The 25,700-nt window shown below is 59.8% G+C and carries 20 protein-coding genes; 11 read left to right on the forward strand and 9 right to left on the reverse strand.

Annotation, left to right across the window (positions count from 1 at the left end; genetic code table 11):
* The first annotated feature begins 9 nt into the window (after window positions 1-9).
* Window positions 10-756: a hypothetical protein gene (locus XI06_RS22480; RefSeq protein WP_237872857.1), complete on the forward strand. Its 747-nt coding sequence runs from the start codon at window positions 10-12 to the stop codon at window positions 754-756.
* Between the two features lie 33 nt (window positions 757-789).
* Here XI06_RS22480 and XI06_RS22485 read toward each other — a convergent pair whose 3' ends face one another.
* Window positions 790-1,890 carry a glycosyl hydrolase 53 family protein gene (locus XI06_RS22485; RefSeq protein WP_237872856.1) on the reverse strand — a complete coding sequence of 367 codons (1,101 nt, stop codon included), beginning with the start codon at window positions 1,888-1,890 and terminating at the stop codon, window positions 790-792.
* Between the two features lie 232 nt (window positions 1,891-2,122).
* Here XI06_RS22485 and XI06_RS22490 point away from each other — a divergent pair, with 232 nt between their 5' ends.
* The 4 genes from XI06_RS22490 to XI06_RS22505 all read left to right on the forward strand — a co-directional run bounded on the left by XI06_RS22490 (window position 2,123) and on the right by XI06_RS22505 (window position 10,431).
* Window positions 2,123-3,250 (forward strand): glycosyltransferase, encoded by a 1,128-nt coding sequence (locus XI06_RS22490; RefSeq protein ID WP_237872855.1) that lies wholly within the window; start codon window positions 2,123-2,125, stop codon window positions 3,248-3,250.
* Between the two features lie 279 nt (window positions 3,251-3,529).
* The gene (locus XI06_RS22495) at window positions 3,530-7,657 is read left to right on the forward strand and encodes a beta strand repeat-containing protein (RefSeq protein WP_237872854.1); all 4,128 of its coding nucleotides are present in this window, start codon (window positions 3,530-3,532) and stop codon (window positions 7,655-7,657) included.
* A gap of 208 nt (window positions 7,658-7,865) precedes the next feature.
* Window positions 7,866-8,963 carry an acyltransferase family protein gene (locus XI06_RS22500; RefSeq protein ID WP_249802122.1) on the forward strand — a complete coding sequence of 366 codons (1,098 nt, stop codon included), beginning with the start codon at window positions 7,866-7,868 and terminating at the stop codon, window positions 8,961-8,963.
* Between the two features lie 103 nt (window positions 8,964-9,066).
* The gene (locus XI06_RS22505) at window positions 9,067-10,431 is read left to right on the forward strand and encodes an acyltransferase family protein (protein WP_237872852.1); all 1,365 of its coding nucleotides are present in this window, start codon (window positions 9,067-9,069) and stop codon (window positions 10,429-10,431) included.
* A 7-nt stretch (window positions 10,432-10,438) separates the two neighbouring features.
* Here XI06_RS22505 and XI06_RS22510 read toward each other — a convergent pair whose 3' ends face one another.
* From XI06_RS22510 to XI06_RS22525, 4 genes are read right to left on the reverse strand one after another with little or no spacing between them, the layout of a single operon-like run.
* The gene (locus XI06_RS22510; protein ID WP_271606540.1) at window positions 10,439-11,533 is read right to left on the reverse strand and encodes an acyltransferase family protein; all 1,095 of its coding nucleotides are present in this window, start codon (window positions 11,531-11,533) and stop codon (window positions 10,439-10,441) included.
* Window positions 11,530-12,636: an acyltransferase family protein gene (locus tag XI06_RS22515; protein WP_237872851.1), complete on the reverse strand. Its 1,107-nt coding sequence runs from the start codon at window positions 12,634-12,636 to the stop codon at window positions 11,530-11,532. Before XI06_RS22515 ends, XI06_RS22510 begins: the two co-directional genes overlap by 4 nt.
* Before the next feature lie 24 nt (window positions 12,637-12,660).
* The gene (locus tag XI06_RS22520; RefSeq protein ID WP_237872850.1) at window positions 12,661-14,001 is read right to left on the reverse strand and encodes a hypothetical protein; all 1,341 of its coding nucleotides are present in this window, start codon (window positions 13,999-14,001) and stop codon (window positions 12,661-12,663) included.
* A gap of 35 nt (window positions 14,002-14,036) precedes the next feature.
* The gene (locus XI06_RS22525) at window positions 14,037-15,257 is read right to left on the reverse strand and encodes an acyltransferase family protein (RefSeq protein WP_237872849.1); all 1,221 of its coding nucleotides are present in this window, start codon (window positions 15,255-15,257) and stop codon (window positions 14,037-14,039) included.
* A gap of 411 nt (window positions 15,258-15,668) precedes the next feature.
* Here XI06_RS22525 and XI06_RS22530 point away from each other — a divergent pair, with 411 nt between their 5' ends.
* The 3 genes from XI06_RS22530 to XI06_RS22540 all read left to right on the forward strand — a co-directional run bounded on the left by XI06_RS22530 (window position 15,669) and on the right by XI06_RS22540 (window position 19,274).
* Complete coding sequence (locus XI06_RS22530) at window positions 15,669-16,052, forward strand: transglutaminase-like cysteine peptidase (protein ID WP_237872848.1); 384 nt, start codon at window positions 15,669-15,671, stop codon at window positions 16,050-16,052.
* Between the two features lie 324 nt (window positions 16,053-16,376).
* Complete coding sequence (locus tag XI06_RS22535) at window positions 16,377-16,997, forward strand: hypothetical protein (RefSeq protein ID WP_237872846.1); 621 nt, start codon at window positions 16,377-16,379, stop codon at window positions 16,995-16,997.
* 27 nt (window positions 16,998-17,024) lie between these two features.
* On the forward strand, window positions 17,025-19,274 hold the full coding sequence (locus XI06_RS22540; protein WP_237872844.1) for a polysaccharide biosynthesis tyrosine autokinase: 2,250 nt from the start codon (window positions 17,025-17,027) through the stop codon (window positions 19,272-19,274).
* Between the two features lie 500 nt (window positions 19,275-19,774).
* On the opposite strand, the gene XI06_RS22545 is transcribed toward XI06_RS22540, so the two are convergent.
* Window positions 19,775-21,193, reverse strand: a complete 1,419-nt coding sequence (locus tag XI06_RS22545) for an undecaprenyl-phosphate glucose phosphotransferase (RefSeq protein ID WP_237872842.1) — start codon at window positions 21,191-21,193, stop codon at window positions 19,775-19,777.
* Window positions 21,194-21,535: 342 nt separating this feature from the next.
* Between XI06_RS22545 and XI06_RS22550 the strand changes: the two genes are divergently transcribed.
* On the forward strand, window positions 21,536-21,814 hold the full coding sequence (locus tag XI06_RS22550; protein ID WP_237872841.1) for a hypothetical protein: 279 nt from the start codon (window positions 21,536-21,538) through the stop codon (window positions 21,812-21,814).
* Between the two features lie 166 nt (window positions 21,815-21,980).
* Complete coding sequence (locus tag XI06_RS22555) at window positions 21,981-22,715, forward strand: metallophosphoesterase family protein (RefSeq protein ID WP_237872840.1); 735 nt, start codon at window positions 21,981-21,983, stop codon at window positions 22,713-22,715.
* Window positions 22,716-22,739: 24 nt separating this feature from the next.
* On the opposite strand, the gene XI06_RS22560 is transcribed toward XI06_RS22555, so the two are convergent.
* From XI06_RS22560 to rfbC, 3 genes are all read right to left on the reverse strand, one after another.
* Entirely contained in the window at window positions 22,740-23,162 is a 423-nt protein-coding gene (locus tag XI06_RS22560) for a hypothetical protein (RefSeq protein WP_237872839.1), read from the reverse strand.
* Window positions 23,163-23,278: 116 nt separating this feature from the next.
* Window positions 23,279-24,175: a dTDP-4-dehydrorhamnose reductase gene (gene rfbD, locus XI06_RS22565; RefSeq protein WP_237872838.1), complete on the reverse strand. Its 897-nt coding sequence runs from the start codon at window positions 24,173-24,175 to the stop codon at window positions 23,279-23,281.
* A 1-nt stretch (window position 24,176) separates the two neighbouring features.
* Window positions 24,177-24,731 (reverse strand): dTDP-4-dehydrorhamnose 3,5-epimerase, encoded by a 555-nt coding sequence (gene rfbC / locus XI06_RS22570; RefSeq protein ID WP_237872837.1) that lies wholly within the window; start codon window positions 24,729-24,731, stop codon window positions 24,177-24,179.
* A gap of 85 nt (window positions 24,732-24,816) precedes the next feature.
* Here rfbC and rfbA point away from each other — a divergent pair, with 85 nt between their 5' ends.
* Complete coding sequence (gene rfbA, locus XI06_RS22575; RefSeq protein ID WP_237872836.1) at window positions 24,817-25,698, forward strand: glucose-1-phosphate thymidylyltransferase RfbA; 882 nt, start codon at window positions 24,817-24,819, stop codon at window positions 25,696-25,698.
* Window positions 25,699-25,700: the final 2 nt, after the last annotated feature.

Raw genomic sequence — 25,700 nt, forward strand, 5'->3', positions numbered from 1 at the left:
AAAGGACCCATGAACATTCTGATCATGACGGCGACCATCACGCCGAAAGCCGACGTGCGCAGCCTCGGCCGTAAGGATCCCGCCCTCCGCCGCAAGGATTATGAAGAGGCGCTGTGGTTTTACGGCAGGCAGGTTGGGCAGTGCATCGACCGCATCGTCTTCGTCGAGAACTCGGAATCCGACCTGTCCAGCCTCAAGGCCATCGCCGAGCAATTGAACATCAGCGACAAGATCGAGTTCATTTCCTTTGCGGGGCTGGACTATCCGCAGATGTACGGCCGCGGCTATGGCGAACTGTTCCTCCTCGACCACGCGATGGAGAATTCGCGCTTCATCAAGGAATGCGAGGCCGACACGCCGATCTGGAAGGTGACGGGCCGGTACGTCGTCCTGAATCTTGCCAAGCTGATCCAGAGGCGCCCGAAAGAATTCGCCTTCTACGTCAACATGCGGAACTATCCGAAGCGGGTGGTCGACATGTACATGATGGCGTGGACCAAGGCAGGCTATCGGCAATATCTCCAGGGTAAATGCAAGCTTTACGAGGAGACCTCCGCGGCCGCATTCCCCGAGAAGGCGCTGCGCGACGATTTCAGCGCCGCGCCGAAGACATCGAAGTTCGTTCCCCGGTTCCAGACGGTTCCGCTCGTGAGCGGAATTCGCGGACTCGACAACAAGGGATATGCGACAGACAATATCTGGAAGTTTTATATCCGAGTGGCACTGGACCGCGTCTGCCCGTGGCTCTGGATATAGGTGGGATCCCGCACCAGCCGGCGCCCACCGCGCCTACATTCCCCGCTTACTCAGTTCCTCCGCTTCATGGGGCGCAAGCGCCTTTCCGGCAAAGCGCGACAGCATGTAGAGCGGCACCTTCGGCGTATGGATGTCATACATCAGGCCGAAGCGGTTTTCCGGGGGAGCCTTGGCCGGCTCGTCCAGCATCTCGTAGATCAACACGCTCTCGACGTTGGCGTCGGCCTGATGCGTGATAAAACTAAGGGTTGCATATAGGCTCTTGTAACACGCCTCTGTCATGGGCTTGCCGGCTTCATTCTCGTACGTGGGCTTGTAGATCTCCGCGCAATTGACCTCATTGAAAACGACCGGCTTGCCGTAGGACGCGAGTTTCTTGAAAAGATTGTAGGGCTGCCTGCTGCCACCCCATGCGCGGTTCGGATTCTGATTGAGGGATTCATAATAATGATAGGAGATGACGTCGAATCCGACGCCCTTTGACGCCATGAAGTCGAGGAAGCCGAACATGGTTGACGTGGTGTTGAGCACGCGTCGCAAGTGCAAGCCGTACTCGTGATTGATCTTGTCGATCGCGTCCGACATGCCCTTGAGGACCGCGACCCAATCGTTCATGACCGGTATGTCGAATTCCTCGGCGGTCCAGCCGTGGCCGAAGAGCTTCTTGCCGCTGGAATCCAGCGCAAGAAGGTTGATCTCGTTGCCCATCTCCCAATCGTTGATCTGGTCCTTAAAATTGACCACGAAGGTATAAGTTCTCGAATAGGCCTGCTGATACAGCGCACTCCAATCGCCGGCCGGGTACTTGCCGCCGTCGGTCCGATCGCCCCAGGCAAACGGGGTCGCCAATATCGGTTTCAGCGTGATGCCGTACGTCTTGGCGAGCGCCAGCATATCCCGGTACATCTGGACCTCGTAAGGATCGGTATCCCGCGCGAGATTTGCGCTGACCCTGTATTGCGTAAGCCCGCGCGCGCGCATGACTTCAAAGATCGCCTTCAGGTCTGCGCGCCGGCCATCGGGCCCGTCGACCCCCCATGTCAGCGGACCTGCGTTGGCATTCCCGACGGATGCCACCAGGCCGAGCACCGGCAACAGCGCCACCAGAAACAATCTCTTCACCACCAGGAACATTGCGCCTCCACGCGCTCGAGAACTCTATGCATGCGATCCGATCCGGCATCGGACCACGCGCCAAGACTGCCTTCACAATGTGATCACAATACGCTCGCAACGAAAGAGGCAGCGCAGTGCGCCTACAGGGCCCGCGCAAAACGATTGCACGGTTTTGCGGCGAACGTTGCCGCTGGAATTGCCGTTCCAATTCCACTGAGTATCTATAATGTCGCCTGAACGGAACGACCGAATGACGAGCGAGACTGAATTGATGAACGCCCCCCTCGAACTGACGTCGCAAATCGCCCTCGACCGCTCGACGGTCGCGGGACGCTCGGTTGCATGTGTCATCGTGACCTACGGCCGCCGCGAGCAATTGGTGAGACGGACAGTTGAGGCGGTCCAGGCCAGCCCAGCGGTCGGGCGTGTGATTGTCGTCGACAACGGATGCAACCGCCCGGTGGCCCCGGACGATTTCGCGCGGCAACCGCCGGTCGACATCATCAGGCTCGATTCAAACCTGGGATCGGCCGGAGGATTTCACGCCGGCATCACCGCGGCTCAGCGCCTCCTGGACAAGGACCTGCGGTTCGTCCTGATCCTGGACGACGACAATGTCGGCGAGGACGGGTTCCTGGAGCGCCTGCTCGCGCTGCATACGGCGCTCGGCGCGAGCGACGATATCGGCCTTTGCGCGTTGCGCCGGCACCGGGGCATCTATCCGACCCTTCTCGCCGACCAGACCGCGGTGGCGATCCGCAACAACTCGTTTCTTAACTTTCATCTCGCCTCGCTTCCATCGAAGCTGTGGCGACGGTTCACACGCTCGGCCAGCCATTCTCCGGAGAATCACGGGGAATTTCACCTACGCCGGATCGAGACCGCGCCTTATGGCGGACTGCTGCTGTCGATGGCGGCCGTCAGAAGGGTGTCACCTCCGAACAAGGAGTTCGTGCTTTATAGCGACGACCATGACTACTCGCTGCGCCTGATGGATGCAGGCGTAGCCATCTATCTGACTGATGTCGGCTGCATCAACGACGCCGAGGAGTCCTGGGACAAGCCGAGCACCAGCGCGCGCAGCGCCCTGGTCAGCCCTGAGGCGCCGGCGTGGCGGCTGTATTATGCCTGCCGGAACCGGATCTTGATTGAGAAACGGTATACAACCTCCCCGGTTATCTACCGCATCAACCGGATGAGCTACGTCGGCATCCTCGCGATCGAGGCAATGCTGGCTCATCGCAGGTTCCATGGCGCACGAAACGCGCTTCGACCGCTGCTCGAAGCCATCGCCGATGGCGACGCACAGCGACTGGGATGGCGAACCGAGTATCGACTGCCCGGCGCATCCGTATCGAGCACCACGCACATGCATTAAATGCGCGGCATGCGGGCGACGAATCATCCTTCGCTTGCACTGCATTTCATCTCGTCGTCGCGGAAGTTGGTGCAATGAAACGCATCGCTGATAGATGCTCATCGCGCGATGCGTGCAAGTTCCAGCACGGAACAAGCAGTCCCTCGCAATGTGCTGAAAATACTTGCAGTTCGTTCTGCGAAAAGCCGTCGTTACCTACATCTTTAGCCTTCTTTCTAACGTCACTGACAAACTCTGCCGCTATCCGAAGAACAACAGCGGGCATCACCAGAGAAGATCATGACGACGACTATCAGCAGCACCAATCAGACTGTCCTTTCGGCAAGCGCTTTCACGAGTTCCATCGGCGTCAACACTCACGTGTCTTATGCGTGGGGCGGCTACAACAATCTCGCACTCGTCGAAGCAGATCTGAAATATCTCGGCGTCACTTCGCTTCGTGATGGCTTGACGAATATCCCGGCGGCACAGCCGGTGCTCGATGGTCTGGCAAGCGCGGGCTACAAGTTCGATTTCGGCGTTTCATCGTCGATCCCGGCATCGGGCGCAGCGGGCCTGCAGCAATACATCGACGCGCTCGACGCGTTCCAGGCCGCGCACCCCAGCAGCATCATCGCACTGGAGGGCCTGAACGAAGTCAACCTCCAGGCGTTCAGCTACAACGGCAGTTCGACGATCGAAGCCGCCGCGCAATTTCAGCAAGCGTACTACGCCTCGATCAAGGCCGACGCGTCGCTCGCCAATCTTCCGGTCTACAACCTCACTCTCGGCTACAACGATCCCGCCGACTTCGCGAAGCTCGGCAATCTCGGCGCATACTCAGATTACGCCAACTCGCACGCTTATGTCAGCACCGGCACCACGCCGGCGGTGGCTCTGTCGTCGGCGCTTAATCTCGCTAGCTCGGTGTCTCCCGGCGATCCTTCGGTCATCACCGAAACCGGCTACACGACGCTGAGCACCACGCCGTTCCTCGGCGTCAACGAGGCGGTTCAGGCCAAGTCCATCCTCAACACGGTGATGGACGCCTTCAAGGACGGCGTCGGCACGACCTATCTCTACGAGCTGCTCGATCGCAACTCGTCCAGCAGCGACACCAATGCACAGAGCCATTTCGGGCTGTTCTACGACGACGGCACGCCCAAGCTCGCGGCCACTGCGGTCCATAACCTGACGACGATTCTCAACGACGACGGGAAAGGCAGCGGGCAGCCGACGAGCCCGCTGAACTATACGCTCAGCAACATGCCGGACTCCGGCAACAGCATGGTGCTCGGCAAGAGCAACGGCGCCTACGATCTCGTCGTTTGGGCCGAACCGAGGGTCTGGGATCAGACGACGAACTCGGAGATCAGCAATCCGAGCCAGACCGTCGCGGTCCAACTCGGCGCCGTACATCAGTCGATCAAGGTCTACGATCCGACCGGCGGAACCGACCCGATCGCGACCTACAGCAATGTCAGCTCGTTCACGATCCCCGTAAGCGATCACCCGATCATCATCGAGATCGACGGGACGCCCGCGGTTCCCTCGAATCCGACCCAGACGGCCGATGTCACCGGCACCGCCGCCCAGATCGTCGCAGAATTGGCCGACCTCTCCGCCTCGACCGTCCTGCAATCGATCACGCTGACCGATACGCATGTGCTCCCTGTCGCCTCCGCATCGACGATGAGCTACATCATCTCGCACTACGGCCACGCCCTTGCGGCGATCCAGGGCGGCTACTCCTTCTCCGTCACCACCTCCACGACGAGCTGGAGCGAGACCAAGTTCTTCAACGCCTCCTGCACGTTGACGGGAACGCAGACCTCGAACTTCAGCAACGGCGTCATCACCAGCAAGTCGCTCGTCAACGTCGACTTGAGCAGCGACACCATCCTGTACTCGAACGGCGTGAAGACGCAGGAAGTGATCGTCAACGCAAACGGCGCCAAGCAAACCATCAACTACAATTCGGACGGCAGCATCTCCAGCGAGACGGTTGTCGGCTCCGACATGTCGGTCACGACCACGGTTTATGCGAACGGCCTGAAGTCCAAGGTCTATCTGACCAATGCCGACGGAACGCATACCAACACGTTCTACGGCATCACCGGGCAGGCCTACACGACCCAGATCCAGACCGCCAAGGCCGATGGAACGATGACTTCCATCACCCAACTGCACGCAGACGGCACGACGCAGTACACCAAGATCCTCAACGCCGACGGCAGCACAACCACCGACCTCTACAACAGCGCCGGCCAGAAGACGTCGGAGGTGCGCAACTATACCGACGGTTCGAGCTTGACCACGAACTACGACACCACCGGCACGGTGACGCAGACCGTGGCAAAGGCCGGGGGTGCCAGCACGACGACGAACTACACCGCTGGCGTGCTGGCTTCGATCTACATCAGCAGCGCCGACGGAACCAAGGAAAGCAAGCTGTTCACCGCCGGCGTGATCAACAGCGATTTCGTCCAGAAGACCGACGGATCTTCGTTGACGACTGTCTATGCGAGCGGCGTCAAATCCAAGGTGTATGTCACCAACGCCGACGGCACCCACACCAACACCTTCTACAACATCACCGGGCAGGCCTACACGACGCAGATCCAGACGACCAAGGCCGACGGAACGATCACGGCCTTCACCAACCTGCATGCCGACGGCACGACGCAGTACACCAAGGTCCTCAACGCGGACGGCAGCACGACCACCGGCCTCTACAACAGCGCCGGCCAGAGAATCACCGTCGTGCAGAACTACACGGACGGTTCGAGCCTCACCACGACCTACAACACATCAGGGGTCGCAACGCAGACGGTTGCCAAAGCTGCCAACGGTAACGCCACCACGACGAACCTCAGCGCGGGTGTTCCGACCTCGATCTACATCATCAACGCCGACGGCAGCAAGGAAACCAAGCTGTACTCAGCCGGCGTCATCACGGCCGATCTCGTTCAAAAAACTGATGGATCGTCATCGATGACGGTCTTCGCAAGCGGCGTCAAATCCAAGGTGTATGTCACCAACACCGATGGTACCCACACCAACACCTTCTACAACGTCACCGGCCAGCCCTACACAACGCAGATCCAGACCACCAAGGCGGACGGAACGATCACGGCCTTCACCAACCTGCATGCCGACGGCACGACGCAGTACACGAAGGTCCTGAACGCGGACGGCGGCACCACCACCGACCAGTACGACAGCACGGGTCACAAGACGACGGAGATCGTCAACTACGCCAACGGCTCCACGCTGATCTCCACCTACAATGCGGCGGGCAGCGTCACGCAGACCGTGGCGAAGGCCGGCGGCGACTCCACGACCACGAACTTCAGCAGCGGCGTGAAGACGTCGGTCTACATCACGCACGCCGACGGCTCCACGGAAACCGACCTCTATACGACCGGCCACCTCACCAGCACGCTGATCCAGAAGCCGGATGGCTCGTTCTCAACCACGGTCTACAGCAACGACATCAAGACCGCGACCTACGACACGCACGCCGACGGCACACATACCAATACCTTCTTCAACGTCACCGGCAAGGCCTACACGACCGAGATCCAGCAGATCAAGGCCGACGGCAGCGTCACGTCGATCACCGATCTGCACGCCGACGGCAGCCTGCAATACAGCAAGGTGGTCAATTCGGACGGCAGCGTCACGACCGACCTGTACGACTCGACCGGGCACAAGACCACCGAGGTGCAGAACTACACCAACGGCTCCAGCCTGACCTCCACCTTCGACACCACCGGCAGCGTCACGCAAACGGTGGAGAAGGCCAGCGGCAACACCACGGCGACCAACTACAGCGGCGGCGTCAAGACGTCGGTCTACATCACCAATGCCGACGGGTCGAAGGACACCCAGACGTATTCGAGCGGCAAGATCGCCAGCGACTTCGCCCAGAACACCGACGGCTCGTCCTCGACGACGGTCTACACCGACGGCGTCAAGGCCAAGATGTACGTCAACAACGCCAACGCGTCGCACGACAACTTCTACTTCAATGCCACGAACACGGAGCACGACTCCTACAACACCGCCGGAAATCTGGCCTATGTCGACATCCTGAACTCGGACGGCACGCACAACGCGTCGGCCAAGGTTGCAGGCATCACGCTCGCCGGCGGCGCCGGCAACGACGTCTTCGCGGTGGCCGGCGCCGGCTCGACCACGATTTCGTTCGGCGGCGGCAATGACACGGTGAATGACTTCCATGCCGGATCCGCGGCGGGCTACGACACGGTCGCGATCTCAAAGCTGATGGCCACGGACTACAGTCATCTCCAGATCAGCCAATCCGGAGCCGACACCCTGGTCCATGTCACGGCGAGCGACTCGATCCTGCTGAAGAACGTCGTCGCCATGAACCTGACCAGCAACGACTTCGCGTTCGTCTGACCGACCTGCCAATGCGTGCGGCGGAGCTCGGCTTCGCCGCACGCATCAGCGTGAGCCCGTGCCTTCTGCACAAGCCGCGCGCTCGCATCGCGGTCCCCTGCCACGACAACATTTGCCTCGACCACCATCATCGCGCCCAAAAACTCTGATTTGACCGTTCGGCGAAGCGTTCGGTAGAATCGGGAAACAGCGCGGCATTGAGGCGACATTGACGGACATCGAGGGCGCGCGATCTCCCACGGGCGGGATCGTACCAGGAATTCAATATCTGCGCGGGTTTGCAGCAATTCTAGTCGTGATCTGGCATGTCAACTGGCTGGTTAGCCTTCCGCCTTCCTATGGCGAGAGCCCGTTCCTGCTCGCCGAAACCGGCCTGTTTGGCGTCGCGATCTTCTTCGTCATCAGCGGCTTCATCATCACGATTGTCTCATTCGGCCCGACCCGCAGCGCGCGCGCAGATTTCTTTCTCAGACGCTTCGTGCGCATCATTCCCTTCATGTGGGTATGCGTGATCGGTTACAACCTGTTGTCGCTCGCCGGCACGGCCAAACCGGACCCCACGCTTGCACTGAAGGCCATGGTGCTGTGGCCGATCGGGGAACTGAGGCCCTACGTCGTGTGGACGCTCAGGCACGAGTTCATCTTCTACATCCTGTTCGCCTTGACGATGTTGCGTCCGCGCCCGCTGCTGCCGCTGCTGGTGGCCTGGTTCCTTGCGCCGCTGGCTTGGTACGCGGCGGCGCGTCTGTTGGCGTGGCCGGAACTGCTGCATTCCGACAATACGGGCCTCGCACTCGCGACAGTGGTCGGTTACGGCAACATCATGATGCCCAACCTCCAGTTCGGCATGGGCTTTGCCCTGGGCCTGCTATGGCTGAAAGGTCATCCCCTGGTCCGCAGCCGCTATCCGGGAGCCTTCCTGCTTACGATCGGTGCCGCCACCCTGGCGACCGTCATTGTCGGCGCGACCCTTTCGGAAGACAACGGGCTTCGAGCCTTGTGGTGGACCCTCTTCGCGACGCTGGTGGTCTGGCTGGGCATCGCCTCGACCGAGCGCCCGGGGCCGCTGCATTCGCTCGGCATGCTGCTGGGTGATGCCTCCTATTCCATCTATCTCACCCACGCCGCGGCCGCGATCGTGCTGATTCAGGTCTCGGCCCGCCTGCACAATCCCTTGCCCTCGGCTCTCTTCGTGATTCTCGCCGTGGTCGGCTCGATACTCGCCGGAATCCTGATCCATTGGTATGTCGAGCGGCCGCTCATCGGCTATTGCCGCAGGCTGGGGCGCCGCACGGTGGTCGCATAGCCGCGCTGGGCGGAAACCGCGATCCGACGCTATGGCAGCGGCCGCCGCGGCCATGAATTGGCTTCAACTCCGTGGCATCCGGTGATGCCGTCCAGACAGGCGCATGAAAGGCCGTACGAAGATGTCGCAAACGGATCGAGAGGCAGAGTTCGCGGCCGTTTCGTTGCCGGGCTCGGTCGGCCGCGAGCGCCCCTCCGCTCCGTCGCGCTTCCGGCAGCTGCCCGACGCGATCCAGACGGGCCTGGCGCGATACGAGACCGCGGAAACTATTCTGGCCAAGAACAACGGGCTTGGACCGGGTTTCAACATGATGCGTCACCTGCTGTCATTGGTTATTCTGTCACATCATTGTCGTGTGGCCGTTGCCGGGCTGTTCGCAGGCGCCGCCTTCATCAAGAAGCTCGATGAACCGGGAATGGCGGTTTTCGTGCTGAAGGATCCAGCCGCAGCCGCGTTTGACAAGATGGGCGGATTGACCGCGCTGTCCTTCAGCCATCTGCAGGCCACCGAGATCATCCAGGAGCTTCTCAGACCGGGCCTGGTTGCGCTCGTCGGGATGTTTTTCGCGCTGAGCGGTTTCCTGGTGACCGGAAGCGCCATCAAGAACCCGGATCTGAAGACGTTTTTCATCAACCGCGTGCTGCGGATCGTCCCGGCGCTCAGCGTCGAGGTGACGCTCTGCGCGCTCTTGGTCGGACCGCTGCTGACGCAATTGCCGCTGTCGCAATACCTATCGGAGTACCAGTTCTACCGCTACTTCGGCAACATCGTCGGTCATGTTACCTTCGAACTGCCGGGCCTGTTCCTGCACAATCCGTGGCCGGAGATGGTCAACGCCAATCTCTGGACCCTGCCCTGGGAGCTCTGGTGCTACGTCTTCGCCTTCGCGCTGCTGTTGGCGCACATGATCTCGAGCGAGACACGCAAGGTCCGCTGGATCACGCTTCTGGTCGGCGCCGCGCTAGTAGCGGAGCTCCTCGCCTATTTCATCGATCCCGCGACCTTCAGCGTCCGATCCGATTCTACCAGGCTGGCCGGCTGGTATCTGGTTTTCATGTTCTTCTTCGGCATGGTGTTCCGCCTGAACGCCAGATACGTACCGATCCACTGGGCGATCTTTGCGATCTCCGCCGCCTGCTACGCGGGAATCATGTGGCTCAACGTGCTGCTGCCGCTCGCCGGCATCTTCCTGACCTACTGCACGGTCTATGTCGGCATGCAGAGCTTCAAGGCATTCGATCGCCTGTTTCGCCAGGACCTCTCCTACGGCATCTATCTCTACGGCTTTCCCATCACCCAGGCGACGATCGACATCTCCCAGCGCGTTCTGGGGCCGGACCACCGGCTTTCGCTGGCGGTGATCCTACCGATCGTCGCGGTGCTGACGCTCGGATTTGCGTCATTCTCCTGGAACGTGATCGAAAAACCGGCGCTGCGCCTGCGACGGTTCTATCAACGGCCGGCTTGAGCGCCGATCAAGCCGCCGGGCTTTGCGCCATTTTCCGCACAAAGATGTGCCTGAGCGTCCCGTCGACGAACCGGCGCAGGCGAACCTCGATGATCTCGTAGCTGAGCGCGCTCGCAATCAGGGCGAGCGCAAGGCCGAAGATCACGAATCCGCTCCACAGCAGCCAGCGATCGACGCCGCGATCGACCAGCTTCAACCCGATGACCTGCAGCGGGAACAGCACGAAGGGGTGAACGAGATAGAGGCTGTAGCTGATCTTGCCGAGATATTGCAGCGGGGACAGCCTCAACAGGCCCGACATCCCCGATCCCGTCGCCAGCACCATTCCGAACAGGAGAAAACCCGGAAGCAGCGCTGCGAACGGATGCAGGACATCGAGCGCGACATACATGGCGGCAAAGCAGGCGAGCCCCGCAACAACGCCCACGACGCCCGTCATCCGAAAGCGCAGATTGCTCGCGCTGAACAGCATGCCGACGACGAAAAAAGCCGTGATCGGCCAGCGCAGGATACAGAGCAATCCGAGGAGGATCAGTGGCGCCGCAAGCCACCAGCTCTTCAGCCGCACGACCGCACCGAAGCAGGTTGCGAACAGGATGTAGAAAGCCCATTCGTAGGTCAACGTCCAGGCGTTCTGCTGCGCGATCGGAAACCCGAGCGCGTCCTGGACAAAGAATAAATTGGCAAAGAACACCTGGAGGTAGGTCGGCAGATCGATCCCCCGGAAGAACTTGTATCCGACGATCGGGCCGACCACGAACAGCGCCAGGTGCAGCACGACGAAGACCGGCATGATGCGCAGGAGGCGATCGTACATGAACTTTCCGATCGATCCGTGCCGCACCAGGCTCGCGGGGATCAGAAAACCGCTGATCATGAAAAACAGCTCGACACCGTGCCCACCGGAGTTGATCACCGATTGCAGCCACGGCCAGATTGGCGGCAAAAAGCCGGGAGCGGGGATGTCGTAGACGCCCCCCTTCGGCATGTCGCAAAAATGATCGATCAGGACGCTCATCGCGGCGACGCCACGAAGGCCCTGGATGGACGGTACGAAACCGCCCCCGACCTCGGCGAAAGACGAGTGCGTTGGCGCCGTCACTCTGCCACCTGGCTACGCAGGGGAGACTGGAGCGAAACCGAAGCAAAGGCGCGTGGGGACCGGAACCGCTGCCCGAATCTGATGGAGGGTTTTTCGACCGCCAGATAGGTCAGCCAGCTGACGAGAATCGAGGCTGCGATCACGGCGACCGTAAAGAGGAGCCACTGCACCGGGCCGCTGCCCGCGCCGGAATAGTAGAAGATCACGATCATCGCGAACGACCCCATCAGGTAGATCGAATAACTGATCATTCCGACGAAGGACATGAAGCGCCAGGCGGCCTTCTCGCCAAAGGCGGCGAAGCCGATGAACACAAAGGCTGCCACAATGTAGGCCGCGCCCATTCCGTAAGCGCAGAAGAAGTTCTCCTGGTAGTCGATACCGTAACGCCTGTAGGTCACGCCGGCCGCGAAGATCACATAAAGAAGGGCGCAGATCCCGACGTGGCGCCAGTTGAGCTTGCCTTCCATGACGGTGTCGCGGATCACCTTCCCGAAGAACATCGCCGTCAGATCGAGCGCAAGCTCGAGCACACCCCACACGGCGTGACTTTTGACCACCGGGAAAGCGACGATGCCGATGACGCAGGTTGCGATGACGATCTGAAGCGCAGTCAGGCGGCGTGTAAGAAAGCCAGTCGCGAACAGGCAAATGCAGCTGACGTAGAAGATCAGCTCCACCGTCAGCGTCCAATAGGCGATCCTGATGTTGGGAATGCCCATGAACATCTGAAACATGGTCATGTTGGCCAGGACGTGCGAGGACAGAAATGTTTTACCCTCGATGGCCGGGGAGAGCACCAGCAGGACGACGATCGAGAGCCAGTACGCCGGATAAAGGCGGAAGAAGCGACTGATGGCGAAGTCTCGAACGGGAGCGGCGCTGTTCGGAAAGCTGTAGGGAATCACGAAGCCGCTGACAAAGAAGAACAGCACCACTCCAAAGCGGCCGAAGTTGAAATACTCTCCGAGCGCATAGTGAAATGCCCAAAAGTACGTCCCGGTCGGCTGATTGAGCACGATCTGCTCCAGTGTGTGCTGGAGCACCACCGACAGCACCGCGATGCCGCGAAGCGTATCAACGAAGGCCAATCGTTTGTGCATCTTCATTCCCTTTGCCGGTCAGGCTCACGATGCCGGTCGCGGCAGATTTGGTCCAAGACTTGGCCCAAGACTTGGACCAAGACTTGGACCAAGACTTGGGCCTTCATTCGACAGCTGCGTGCGCCGCGCGCCCGGGCGCCGCGAGGGCTCTTGAAGCGCGACGGAGACACGTCGCGAGAAGACCTCGCTAAAGCTGAGAGCAATCATCAGCAGCCCGGTTGCAGGACCATAGTTCAGCACGGTGATCGTGAAGAGATTGACGGTAAAGATCAGCGACAGCTTGTAGATGTCCGTAACAAAGAACGTAGAACGAAATACAATCCACATGAAGATCACGAACGGAAATCCGAACATCAGGTAAGTTCCGATATAGAAATTGTCCACCGGCACCCAATAAGATGCGAGATTCGAAAACAATTGCTGCGGATAATTGAAGCACCCTAGACCGCAACCAGTGATGTAACCGATCGGCATCAGGTCGCTCAAATAAACGAACGGCAACTGCCAACTGTTGTTAATTCGATCCATGATGCTGAACAGCAGGCTCTTATTGCCAACCGCAGTGCCCGACGCAAGCAAGATGAGGGTCGCCGGCGCAAGGATCGCGGCAAATGACCATAGCGCGAGTGTCCGGACCGCCGAAAACTTCATTCGCTCAGGTAGCATCCGTACGATCAAGAGTACGATGAGATAAAAGGCGAGCACCAGCATCGTCGTCTTGCTCGTGGTCAATTTGATTGCGTAGATCGCGACGGACCCGCAAGCCAAGCACCAAAGAGTGCTTCGCCGGATGGACGTCGTAACGAAGCAAGTCAAGATAAAGAAGCCCGCCATCGTATTGTCGGACGCGAAGCCGGATAGCCGGACCTCCGCGGCCGCCCACCAAAGACGGCCCGCCTCGCGAACGGCGCCAAACGATTCATATTTGAAGCCGGTCCAGGGCATCGTCCAGTACTTGGACAGGATCACCCCGAAGACCGATGCGTAGAACACGCCCGTGAAGATGGCGAGCAGCTTCCTGTACGATGATAGATCGGCATCGCAGAACGAGAAGCCGACGAAAACAGGAAGTATCATCTTAAACGACGACGACAAGGCGTTCACGGTCCCCAGGAAGAAGTAGCCGATGCCGAGTGACAGGATGATCTGGAGCAGGACCAGAATCGCCAGAACACTTCGATTTCTGATGATGCAGCGGTTCACGAACAAGAAGATGCAGAACATCGCGATCACGTCCGGCACGAACCATAGCGCTCCGACGTGCAAGATCGTGATGTAGTATCGTACGACGCCTCCGAACGCGTCGCGGAAGATGTACGCGGTGAGCGCGATGGCTTCGAAATTGAAGCCGAAGGCCGGAAGCATAGCGCGCCGGAGACCAACCATACGGACCAAAACCCCTAGTTGGAAGGTCGCGCAGAGGGCGCGGCCTGTGACGAAGAAAAGCCTGGAGTCCTGCCGACGGCACGCCGAAGGACGCGGCCGCCCGGAAGCTCAACATACCGGTAAGTTAAGTTTGAAAGCACGAGAACGGCGGCAACCACGATGGTGACATTCAACGTCGTGGCCAGGCCTGGACAGATGGAATCGAGTGCAGCGATCGGACGCGCACCTAGAGCTTTCACGAAATACTCGGCGAGCAGCACGACGAAAGCGTGGACCATGTAGATCGAGTATGACCGCTGACCGAGCCATAACAGCGGTTTGATCGTGAGCATGGCGGGAACGAGAGCGGCGCCTGGAAACGCCAATAGCGAGCCAAGCAGCACGGCAAAGGTCACGGGCGCGAGATAGCTGATCCACGGATAGGCTTCAGTCAGGGACACATGAGTCACGGCCGCAGCCACGACTGCAAACTGGACGGCGCCCTGCAAAGCAGGACTGATGTCGCGCGGCAGCGCCCTGACCGCTCTTACGGTGAGCACGCCGAGAAAGAAGCTGGTGAAACAGCGTAGCAGACCCCAATCGAACTGGACGTCCAGCTGAGGTGTCGCGACCACGGTTGTGAGCACAAACCAGCTGCCGATCGCCAAAGTGGCGGCGGCGAAGTAGAACCAGGCGAGTGAATTGAGCCGCTGCGCCGCCAGCAGCAACAGGCCGAACACCAGATAGGTGTAGAATTCGACGCTAATACTCCAGCTCGGCGCATTCCAGTTCAGGTACTGAACGAAGCCGAGCGAATGCAGCAGGAAGATGTTCAGAAAAAACGAATAGCCGTTGTTGACTTCAAACGCCGCGGGGCTGCTGACGACGGCACCCGCCACCGCTAGTCCGAGCCCGATGCGCACCAGACGAAACAGCAACAGCACGAGAAGCATAACAATATGCAGCGGATAGACCCGCGCGAACCGTCGAACCATGAAGTCGCGCAGCGAGAAGCGCCCGAAATCGGTTTGTAAGTAGCTGAGCGACATCACCATGCCGCTGAGCACAAAGAACAGGTCGACCAGAAATCCGCCGCTGCGGAAGAACGCACAGTCGATCCAGGCGTGGTTCGGAAATGCCGCAAGGAAGGTCGGCATCAAGATCACATGGTGAATGACCACGGTGACCGCTGCGATTCCTCGAATGCTGTCCAGCGTAAGGACATGCGCTTTCTCGCGATGAGCAGGCACCGTCACGGCCATTTCCTTGCACTTTGCAGTGCAACATCTCTACTGAGCATTCGACGCGAATACAATGTTCGCCCGGCATCCGTCGCATGCATTTCGATTGGACAGTCGTGCACCTCGCAAGAGGCAGCACGACGGCTCATTTGCCGCAGGCAACGTGCCCGTCAGCGATGGAGAAGAGACGAGATCGCTTGCCCCGACCAGGAGCAGCGCGCCGTCTGCGACGTAGCCGGCTTGTCAAGATGCCCGGGGCCCTGACGTTGTGCACCCTGCATGTTCGCGAAGCAGCGCAACTAGCCTATGCATCCGGCACGAATGTGGCAAAAGGACATCGAGATGTCAGAAACTGTATTGCGGAGTTGCCCCACGACTCTTTAGGAGTTGATGTTGCACTGTATTTCGCGGATTGCGGCGATCGGCGTGTTCGCGTTGGCCCCGCTCCGCTTCGGTTCCGCCGAGACGGTGTGGATCTGCATCTGGATTGTGCTGCTCGATCCGGGCCGCGGCGATGGCAATGCTCGGCAAGTGATCACGTCGGTCAAACAAGCCGTCGCACCGATGCGCGAGCCGATGAATCCGATCGCCGCAAAATGGACGGTTCCTCACCGCGACGACTATGCCGTCACCAATCGACACCCATTGATCGCGATGGGATGGCCGCAAGCCGCCCTGCGTCTTGCAGTTGTGCGGATCGAAGGCCGATGGGGTCATCGTGTGTCGGTTGCGCGGCTTTCGGATGGCGACCTGGTGCTAGACAATTTTTCATCGAGCGCTGCCCCTGGAAACGCGCTGGGCTGTGAGTGAATCTCGATGCAACCAAGCACTGCTGTCTGGGTGACTATCGGCGATCCCGGACGAACTTGGCGAGAAGCGCTTTACGAAGGTTGCGAGCTTTTGGCTCTGACCGATCGACGACCCGCGGCCTCATCACACACAGCAGACTTAACATGCGTCAACACGCTCAGATTTTGCCGCAGGCGTTGCGTTATGTTTGTGCACAATGCCGCACTCGCGCCCTACTAAATTCGTTGCGAAATTTCTGTGGTTTCAGACTATATTTTGCACTGCACAAGAATTTGACATAGTTAAGCGCGACACTGGTTTGAGCGAAGCCCTGCGACGGTTTGAATGAACGTGAAGAATGGTTTGGTCTTGCCTCGACGACGACGGTCTGCGGATCGCGGCGCAGCCTGTTTCGGTCTGGCGATTGCGTCGACGCTACTGATCGCTGCGTGCTTCGCCAACCCGTGCGACGCTCAATGTGTCGATCTGGCGGACCGCGTGCCTACCGCAGCCCTCCAAGGTTTTCAGGTGGAGCCCGCATCTCTGATGCGCGAGGTCCGCAATGATCGAAGCAAGCTCACCGGCCGCCTCACTGCATATATCGCGACCGACATCTCCATTCTTCCTGCAGTGCGGGACTTCGTCAGCCTGTCGGCCAACGAGGATCGCAACGCGATCGGCGCGGCCTTGCGCCGGGCACAGCTGATCTGTCTCACCCGTAAGCCTGAAACTGCGCAGAAGATCAGCAACTTCGTGCAGAAGTTGGCGGACTCTGCCGTGAGTTCCGGCTACGCATCGGAGTTGGAGGCAGTAGAATTCAGCTCGAGCTCGGTCGCTTCCCAGCCGGCCGGAGATGCAAGGCCGCCATCAAACGATAAGCCGGCCGCCAAAGCCAGCACCTTGATGACCGGTGAATGGCAGACGGATATCGCCGATCCGTTCGCTCCTGCCCCGCTTCCCCAATAACTTCATGCCAGCTTGATGAACATTCAGATGTACCAGCCGAGAGAGCAGTTTCAGCTCCATGAGAGGTCCGCACTAGATCTGGCGGGAGCGACGCTGAGCGTCGAGCGCGTCATCGGTATCCTGCGGCGGCAGTGGCCACTGATTACGGCCGTCGTCGGCGGCGCCTTCGCGCTGGTCTTGGTCTACTTGCTGACTGCAACGCCGATGTATACGGCGAATACTCGTATCCTCATGGATACTCGGCAGACCCAGGTCCTCGACAAGGACACCGGCGTCTCCAATGCGCTGATCGATCCCGGCTTTGTGGACAGCCAGGTCGAAATCATCACCTCCGACGATCTGATACGTTCCGTCGTCCGTCGCATGAACCTGACGGAAGATCCCGAGTTCAACGGCTCTGATCCCGGCCTCATTCCGGCGTTCATTGGTCGGGTGATTGCGCTGTTCGGATCAGATGGCCCCGCCTCGAAAGAGCGCATCGAACGTGGAACAGTTGGCGCCGTGCAGGCCAATTTGAAGGTCGAGCGCGTTCTCACGACATACGTCCTGTCGGCCAGCTTCCGTTCAAAGGACCCCGACAAGGCAGCCCGGATCGCCAATGAGATCGCGGATGCCTATATGATCGGCGCCCTCGACGCGAAATACCAATCCACCAAGCGCGCCAGCGAATGGCTGCAGCAGCGCAGCGCCGAGCTGCGCGAGCAGGCGACTGCCAGCGACCGCGCCGTGCAGACGTTCAAGAGCCAGAACAATATCGTCGGCACCAGCCGCGGCCTGATGAACGAGCAGCAGCTCACCGACGTAAACACCCAGCTCGTCCAGGCGCGCGCGGCCACCGCCGAGGCCAAGGCACGACTGGACCGCATCGACGGCATCACAGACAAAGACCTTGCCCAACCGACGGTCACCGACGCGCTCAACAATCCAGTGATCACCCGGCTGCGCGCGCAATATCTCGATCTTTCAGCCCAATATGCCGATTGGTCGGCTAAGTATGGCAAGACCCATCAGGCGTCGGTCAATCTGGCCAATCGCATGGAGGAGCTCCGCAAGTCGATCGCAGACGAAGTCAAGCGTATCGCCGATGCCTATCGCAGTGACTACGAAATCGCCAAGAGCCGCGAGACTTCGCTGGAGCAAAACCTCAAGAATCTCGTCAGCCAGGCCGGCAACACCGGGCAGGCGCAGGTGAAGCTGCGCGACCTCGAGAGCGCGGCCGACACCTACCGCAACCTGTACAACAGCTTCCTCGAGAAGCAGCAGCAGGCAATGCAAAACCAGAGCTTCCCGATCAGCGAGGCCCGCATCATCAGCACCGCGGTGAAGCCGGATCGCAAGAGCTCTCCCAAGACGTTGCTCTCTCTCATTGGAGCCCTGTTCGGCGGTCTTTGCTTCGGCCTAGGCGCCGCGTTTGCTCGGGAGATGCTGAGCGACGTGCTGCGCTCTCCCAGCGAAGTCGAAGACGAGATCGGAGTCAAATGTCTCGGGGTGCTTCCCGCCATCGGCGCCAAGGCCATGGGTCTGCCGAAGATACGCGGATGGCGATCGCCTGAAGGCGTGTCGGTCAAACCCGGCGGCCAATTGTCCCGTTACGTCATCGATCATCCCTTCTCCCGCTATGCCGAGACCATGCGCAACATCAAGGTCTCAATCGATCTCGCTCGCCTCTCCCGCGAGGTGAAGATCATCGGCATCGTGTCCTCGCTTCCGAAGGAAGGGAAAACCACGGTTTCGGCCAACTTCGCGCACCTGACCGCGTTTACCGGAAAGCGCGTGCTGCTGATCGACGGCGACCTTCACACGCGTTCGCTGACCAAGGAGCTCGACCCGACCGCCAAGAGCGGATTGCTCGAGGCCCTCAAGGATCCGCAGTCGGTCGGACACCACATCAGGCGCAGCCCGGAGACCGGACTGGATTTCCTGCCTTCGTTCGCCGTTTCGCGCATGGTGAACTCGGCCGACATCATGGCCTCGAAGGCGATGGCCGATCTGCTGTCATTGCTGCGAAACGAGTACGATTACATCGTCATCGATCTGGCGCCGGTGATGCCGGTCACCGACGCCAAGGCCATCAGCCATCTCATGGACGCGTTCGTCTACGTCATCGAATGGAGTCGGACGACCCGGACCGCCCTGCAGGAATCTATGTCGAGCTCCGAAGGCATTCAGAAAAAGGTAGTGGGCGCCGTGCTCAACGGCGCGAACCCGAAGATGCTGAAGCGCATTGAGGGTTACAAAGGCTCGCACTACAACGCCTATTATGTCGAGGGCGCCTAAGGAAAGGCGCTTCTCGCGCCTGACATGACCGTCAGTGGAACTGGATCTGGCGCGGGCGGATGCGGACGTTGATGCCGTGCAGCGGGTGAGCAGAAGCCTGCTGGCGCGCGCGCCAAGCTAACCGCTCGAATGGTTGGAGGCATTCTGGTCCGGCATACGCCAGGAGGGGGTCACAGCGGGGAATCCTCGCGCTTCTCGGCCAATCTCTAAGGCTCGGCCCCGCAGGAACTCTGACTGCAACTGGTAGGCGTGCCGCTCGCTTTTCGAGCGCTCCAGGCCAATTCGCGGGAGCTGACGGACAGTTCGCTGCTGGATTTCAACGACGCGTTTTACGATCGTCTGTCAGCAGCGCGGCCGCCCTCTTCCTCCAGTCGCCCGCAGTTAGGCTGGTGGATGAGATCTGTGACCTGCGCCCTATCTGCTCGACAACTAAGAGGCGTTGAACACCGGACGCAGCGTTCGCGTTCAGTCGGTTCACCAGCGCCAACCGCTGCGGACGCTCAGTAGGCCTCCTGATGGATGAGCGCCAGCGCGGTCTTCAGGATGATCCTGATATCGAGCCAGATGCTCCAGTTGCTGACGTACCAGACATCGTACTCGACCCGCTTCTCCATCAGATCGATAGTCGGCGTCTCACCACGAAAACCATTGACCTGGGCCCAACCCGTCAGCCCCGGCTTCATGTGATGCCGATAGACGTAGTTGCTGATGAGCTGGTCGTAATAATTGTCATGCGCGAGCGCATGTGGCCGCGGTCCTACCAGCGACATCTCGCCGCGAAGAACGTTCCAGAGCTGCGGCAACTCGTCGATGCTGGTCCGGCGCAGCATACGACCAACACGAGTGACCCGCGTGTCGGACTTCGTCGCCTGGGTCACGGTGTGGCCGTTTTCTGCCACCGTCATGGAACGAAACTTCCAGATTTGGAACGGCTTGCCGTTGAACCCGCGACGGGACTGCTTGAAGATCACGTTCCCGCGCGAGTCGAGCTTGATCATGACCGCAGCCGTCGCCAGCAGCGGCGCCAGCAGCAACAGCGCAACCGAGGCAAGTCCGACATCGAGGCAGCGCTTCTGCGCTCGCTCGAACACGGTTAGCGGGGCGCGCTGGATCTCGATGGCAACCGTGCCGCTGACCGGCTGGAACGGACGCGAGACGAGATCGGCGATCGGAAAGTCCGGGAGCAGCCGGATCGGCTGGGGTACCATGCGCAGGTGCTGGCTCACCTTTTGGAGCAGAGGCATCTCATCCCAGTCGATGACCAAGAGATACTCCTCGACATCGGCCGCGCGTGCCTGACGCACGATGTCGCGAATCTCGTGATCCCAGCCGGCTTCGGACGGCCTGAGAACGAAATGGCGTACGACATTGAAGCCGTGCTTGCGCAAATCCTTGAATCGGCTCGACGTGAAATCGAGCGGCTTCAGGCTCAGCAGCACGACCTTGCGATCGACCAGGCGACCTCTGGCATAGCTCGAGTTCAGCGCGCTGCGCCAGAGCACTCGGAGCCCGCCAAGCGCAACGCCGCCGGTCGCGGCAAATAGTAGCGTGGTTCCGCGCGACAGATCTGCTGACGATTTGAGCAGGAATGCCTCAACCGCAAGAATTGTCAGCGAGATGATCCAGATTGCAAGTGTCTTGCGCAGCTGCCAGACGGCATTCAGGAGGCGATGATGATCGTAGATGCCTTGGAAGTAAGAGATCGTCACGAACACCGCGGCAACGACAAGACCGGCACCCACCGACGAATCCTGCTCGGCGACGAGCAGGCGATACAAATTACTCGCCACGAAATAGCTGAGCAGGAGCGCGACGAAGTCACCCGCGATCAGAGCGATCTGGAGGGGGCGTTGGAGGGCACCTCGACGGCTCGACAAAACCGCATAATAGTTTTCCGAACCATAAGTTGCTACAGCCATCCGGACCTCGCTGCCTCGTCACGCGCTCTCGACTGCCTCACTTTGAGCAGTCGACCTTAATTCGCGATGCACCGTCGGCAATCTCTTAACTAAACAAAGCAAGAATGCGGCACCGCACCAAAAAGATAAATCTATTTTCTGCAACGCTGTTGCGCGGAGACCTGAATGCCCAGAGTCCTGTCACAAGCTTGACATTAAGCGAGCATCACGCCGCGTTTCGCGCCACAACGATTTTATTTCACGCATATTTCGAAAGCATTTGAACCATTATTCAACCACGTTGTTTAAGCCGCCATTAGGTCGCCATCATTAACACTCCCCACCATCTGGGGGAGTTGTAGCGTGAGCACAGTTGTTGTTTTCAGTCTGCTGATCGGATCGCTGCTGGGAGGCCGGTTCCGGATTGTCATCCTGCCACCGGCGATCGTGCTTGGTGGAGGGATGATTGGCGCCGTCTCCGATTGGGAGGGACAGGGCGCGCTTCACATTGTCGTCACGATCGTTGTCTTTGCGGCCGTGCTCCAGCTCGGCTATCTCTGCGGCGCGCTTCTGATCCGGCCGCGGGCGACACCGTATCGTACCAAACCCGCGTCGTCGTTCGACAGCCGTAGCTTCGGCTGAGGGGCCGGGACCCGTCGAATCAGCCCCCTCATCAAACCACACGTGATGCTACCGCCGCGCGAACGGACGCTCACACGGCGTGGACGAGAAAAGGCCCTCGGGATGACCGAATTTGTCCATCGCGTATTGACATCTCGAGCGAACCTCTCTGAAAGAGGTGGGCCTCATGGTCACAACCCCAACTCAGAACCGGCCTCGGCCGAAGCTCCCTAACGGCGTGCGCATCTACGCACTCAGCGACATCCACGGCTGCGCGCATCTGCTCGAACAGATGTTCGCAGTGATCGATGCGGACATGGCGAACAGCCGCCCCTATCGGGCGATCGAGGTCTTCCTCGGTGACTACATCGACCGCGGACCGAACTCGCGTCATACCCTCGATCTCCTGATCGACCGCAGCCGCCGCCGCAACACAGTCTTTCTCAAGGGCAATCACGAGGCCTACTTCACCTCGGTACTGGACGACCCCTCGCGCGCCGCCGACTGGTTCCGATTCGGCGGCATCCAGACCCTGATGTCCTATGGAATCTCGGTAGCGCCCGACCTCGGCAAGGACGAGCTGTTCGATCTCGTGCGCGAACTCACCTCCGCGATGCCACCGCAGCACATAGCATTCCTGCGGCAGTTGCGGCCGACATTCACCTGTGGCGACTTCTTCTTCGTCCATGCCGGCGTTCGTCCAGGAATACCGTTGCCCGATCAGCGCGAGCAGGATCTGCTATGGATTAGGGACGAATTTCTCCAGAGCAAGAAGCGCTTTGGGAAATACGTCGTGCACGGCCACACCCCTGTGCGCCAGGCCGAGCTGCTCGAGAACCGCGCCAATATCGATACCGGGGCGTACGCCACCGGCAACCTGACGCTGCTCTCGATTCAGGGCAGCAGCATGCTCGCGATCTAATGAGGTCTTCGCGCCCGCGAAGCGTCAATTGGTGTGATTGGCCGCCGGCCGGTAGTCCGGGAACCGGCTGAGGATCGCAGCCTTCAGGAACTTGAAATGGGCGATCGAGGTGCTGAGCTCCTTGAGCCTGCGCTGACCATTCAGGATTTCCTTGTCGAACAAATCGTGATGGTAATTGTCTAACGCTTCGCGCTCGAGATATTCGTCGTCGCCGTTGCCGATGGTCACGGCCGCGCGCGCCAGCACGTCCTCCACCCGGCGGTTCAGGCCTGATTGCTCACGCTCCGCTGCATGCAACGCGTCCTCGATTGCGACCATGATGGCTTCGATGCGCGCGCGATCGGTGTCCGCGTCGCGCTCGGGCGAACGGGCGCGGAACATCTGCTCACCGCCGAAACGGTCTTTTAGGAAATTGTGTGTGCGGGCCCGCAAGAAGAGCTGAAACATGCGTGCATTCCCGGTTCGAGGCGCCAGACCGGAAAATGGGCCTTGGATGGTTAACAAAGCTTAAAGGCCACAGGAGGTTGCATTCCGACACGTCCCTGTGGTCCAGCGGATGAGGTTCAAATCGTCGCCTTGAGGGCATCCAGCTCGCGATCGAGCGCCTGCTGCCAACTCGGCGGCGTAATGCCGAACCGCTCCCGCAGCCGCGTGAGATCAAGCCGGGAATTGAATGGCCGCTTCGCCTTGACCGGAAATTGGTCCGAAGGGATCGGAATAATTTCCTTCACGGCGAATTTGGCGCCCCTCGCTTGCAGCCCCGAAACGATCGCGGTCGCAAAGCCGTGCCAACTGGTCTCGCCGGTGCAAACCAGATTGACGACGCCGCCGCGCCGCTCGAACGTCTTGCGAAGATCGTCGCCGTTCGTTGGCAGCATTGCAACCACAGATTGTGAGATGGCATTCGCTGTCGTTGGCGCGCCGATCTGGTCGGCGACGATGCGCAACTGCTCGCGTTCTCCGGCAAGCCGCACGATGGTCTTGAGGAAATTCGTACCGGTTGCAGCATACACCCAGGACGTTCGCGCGATCACATACAGGGCACCCGCCTCGGCAATGGCTTGGTCGCCGGCAAGCTTGCTCTGGCCGTACACCGAAAGAGGCCCCGGCGTGCTGTCCTCACGCCAAGGACGATCGCCGAAACCATCGAAGACGTAGTCGGTCGAAAAGTGCACCAGCGGCACGCCGCGGGGCGCGGCCCATCGCGCGATCGCTCTGGGAGATTCCGCGTTGATACGAAACGCGAGCTCACGCTCGTCTTCCGCGCGATCGACGGCGGTATAGGCGGCAGGGTTGATGATTAAGTCCGGCTTGATCATATCGAGCTTGCTGGCAAGCTCGCCGGGCCGCGAGAAGTCGAACTCTTCGCGCGTGGGCGCAACGATATCGGCCCGTCCGTGGAGCAGCGGAAGCAGCGCTCCGCCCACCTGCCCCGCAGTGCCCGTCAAAAGGATCTTCATGTCAGATCTCCCCGTAACGTGGGAGATTCTTCACGTCCGCAAGCAAGGGCGCATCGGCGTCTTTGGGTGAAAGCGAGGGATGTGCGAGGCCCCAGTCGATGCCGATCGCCGGGTCGTCCCATCGCACTGAGATCTCATCCTTCGGGCTATAGAGAGCGTCGCACTTATAGAAGAAATCGGCCGTCTCGGAGAGAACGGCAAAGCCATGCGCGAAGCCGCGAGGCACCCACAACTGCCGCCGATTATCCTCACTTAGTTCGACAGCAACATGACGCCCAAAATTTGGGCTACCGACGCGGACATCGACGGCGACATCCAATACGCGGCCGCGGAGCGCGGTGACCAGTTTGCCCTGCGTCAATGGATTTTGTAGATGTAGCCCGCGCAAAACGCCATAACGCGAACGGGACAGGTTGTCCTGAACGAACGACCGCGCAATCCCATTCTGCGCATAACGTTCGAATTGGTAGCTCTCCAAGAAAAAGCCGCGTTGATCGCCGAATAGCTTCGGTTCGATGATCATAACCTCGGGCAGATCCGTCTTGATAACGTTCATTCTAACGACTTCAACTCCGCACCCAGAACGATCTTGTGCGGTGCACACTATCTGATATTTTCAAATTGGTAAACCAGAGGGACACATGAAGGGAATTATACTCGCTGGCGGAACTGGCTCGCGCCTTTTTCCCGTCACGACGGTGGTATCGAAGCAACTGCTTCCGGTTTTTGACAAACCGATGATCTACTATCCGCTATCGACATTGATGCTCGCTGGTATCCGCGACATCCTCATCATCTCGACACCGCTGGACAAGCCGCTGTTCCAGCGCTTGCTCGGCGATGGATCTGGGATCGGCGTCAATTTCTCGTATGCCACCCAGGAGACACCGCGCGGTCTTGCCGATGCATTCATCGTTGGCCGCGAATTCGTCGGCTCGGATTCCGTCGCGCTGGTTCTTGGCGACAACATTTTCTACGGCCACGGACTGCCTGAAATGCTCACCAAGGCCGCCAGCCGCAAGAGCGGCGCGACCGTCTTCGGCTACGTCGTGAACTCGCCTGAACAATATGGCGTGGTCGAGCTCGGCAGTGACGGACTAGCGCGCTCGATCGAGGAGAAGCCCAGGCAGCCAAAATCGAATGTGGCCGTGACCGGCCTCTATTTCTACGACAACAGCGTGGTTGACATCGCAGCAGGCATCAAACCCTCGGCGCGCGGCGAGATCGAAATTACCGATGTGAATAACGCCTACCTCGCTCGTGGCGACTTGTTCGTCGAAGTGCTTGGTCGTGGCTTTGCGTGGCTCGACACCGGCACGCATGCTTCGCTGGTCGAAGCCAGTCATTTCGTTCAAATCCTGGAGCAGCGCCAGGGCCTGCGCATCGCGTGCCCAGAAGAAATCGCGTTGCGACGCGGTTACATTTCTCTTGAAGCCTTCAAGAAGGTCGCAGAGAAGACCGCCAAAAGCAGCTACGGCGAGTATCTGCAATCAGTAGCCCGTTCCTTCGCCGCTCACGACTGAGG

Source organism: Bradyrhizobium sp. CCBAU 11434, from assembly GCF_028128895.1.
Lineage (GTDB): Bacteria > Pseudomonadota > Alphaproteobacteria > Rhizobiales > Xanthobacteraceae > Bradyrhizobium > Bradyrhizobium zhengyangense.

Bases quoted from the DNA above. Each gene is read 5' to 3' on its own strand.
- XI06_RS22490 (WP_237872855.1), top strand. From the start codon at position 2,123: ATGACGAGCGAGACTGAATTGATGAACGCCCCCCTCGAACTGACGTCG.
- rfbD (WP_237872838.1), bottom strand. From the start codon at position 24,175: ATGAAGATCCTTTTGACGGGCACTGCGGGGCAGGTGGGCGGAGCGCTG.
- XI06_RS22540 (WP_237872844.1), top strand. From the start codon at position 17,025: ATGTACCAGCCGAGAGAGCAGTTTCAGCTCCATGAGAGGTCCGCACTA.
- XI06_RS22555 (WP_237872840.1), top strand. From the start codon at position 21,981: ATGGTCACAACCCCAACTCAGAACCGGCCTCGGCCGAAGCTCCCTAAC.
- rfbC (WP_237872837.1), bottom strand. From the start codon at position 24,731: ATGAACGTTATCAAGACGGATCTGCCCGAGGTTATGATCATCGAACCG.
- XI06_RS22485 (WP_237872856.1), bottom strand. From the start codon at position 1,890: ATGTTCCTGGTGGTGAAGAGATTGTTTCTGGTGGCGCTGTTGCCGGTG.
- XI06_RS22560 (WP_237872839.1), bottom strand. From the start codon at position 23,162: ATGTTTCAGCTCTTCTTGCGGGCCCGCACACACAATTTCCTAAAAGAC.
- XI06_RS22515 (WP_237872851.1), bottom strand. From the start codon at position 12,636: ATGCACAAACGATTGGCCTTCGTTGATACGCTTCGCGGCATCGCGGTG.
- XI06_RS22505 (WP_237872852.1), top strand. From the start codon at position 9,067: ATGAAAGGCCGTACGAAGATGTCGCAAACGGATCGAGAGGCAGAGTTC.
- XI06_RS22495 (WP_237872854.1), top strand. From the start codon at position 3,530: ATGACGACGACTATCAGCAGCACCAATCAGACTGTCCTTTCGGCAAGC.
- XI06_RS22545 (WP_237872842.1), bottom strand. From the start codon at position 21,193: ATGGCTGTAGCAACTTATGGTTCGGAAAACTATTATGCGGTTTTGTCG.
- XI06_RS22535 (WP_237872846.1), top strand. From the start codon at position 16,377: ATGAACGTGAAGAATGGTTTGGTCTTGCCTCGACGACGACGGTCTGCG.
- XI06_RS22480 (WP_237872857.1), top strand. From the start codon at position 10: ATGAACATTCTGATCATGACGGCGACCATCACGCCGAAAGCCGACGTG.
- XI06_RS22520 (WP_237872850.1), bottom strand. From the start codon at position 14,001: ATGCTTCCGGCCTTCGGCTTCAATTTCGAAGCCATCGCGCTCACCGCG.
- rfbA (WP_237872836.1), top strand. From the start codon at position 24,817: ATGAAGGGAATTATACTCGCTGGCGGAACTGGCTCGCGCCTTTTTCCC.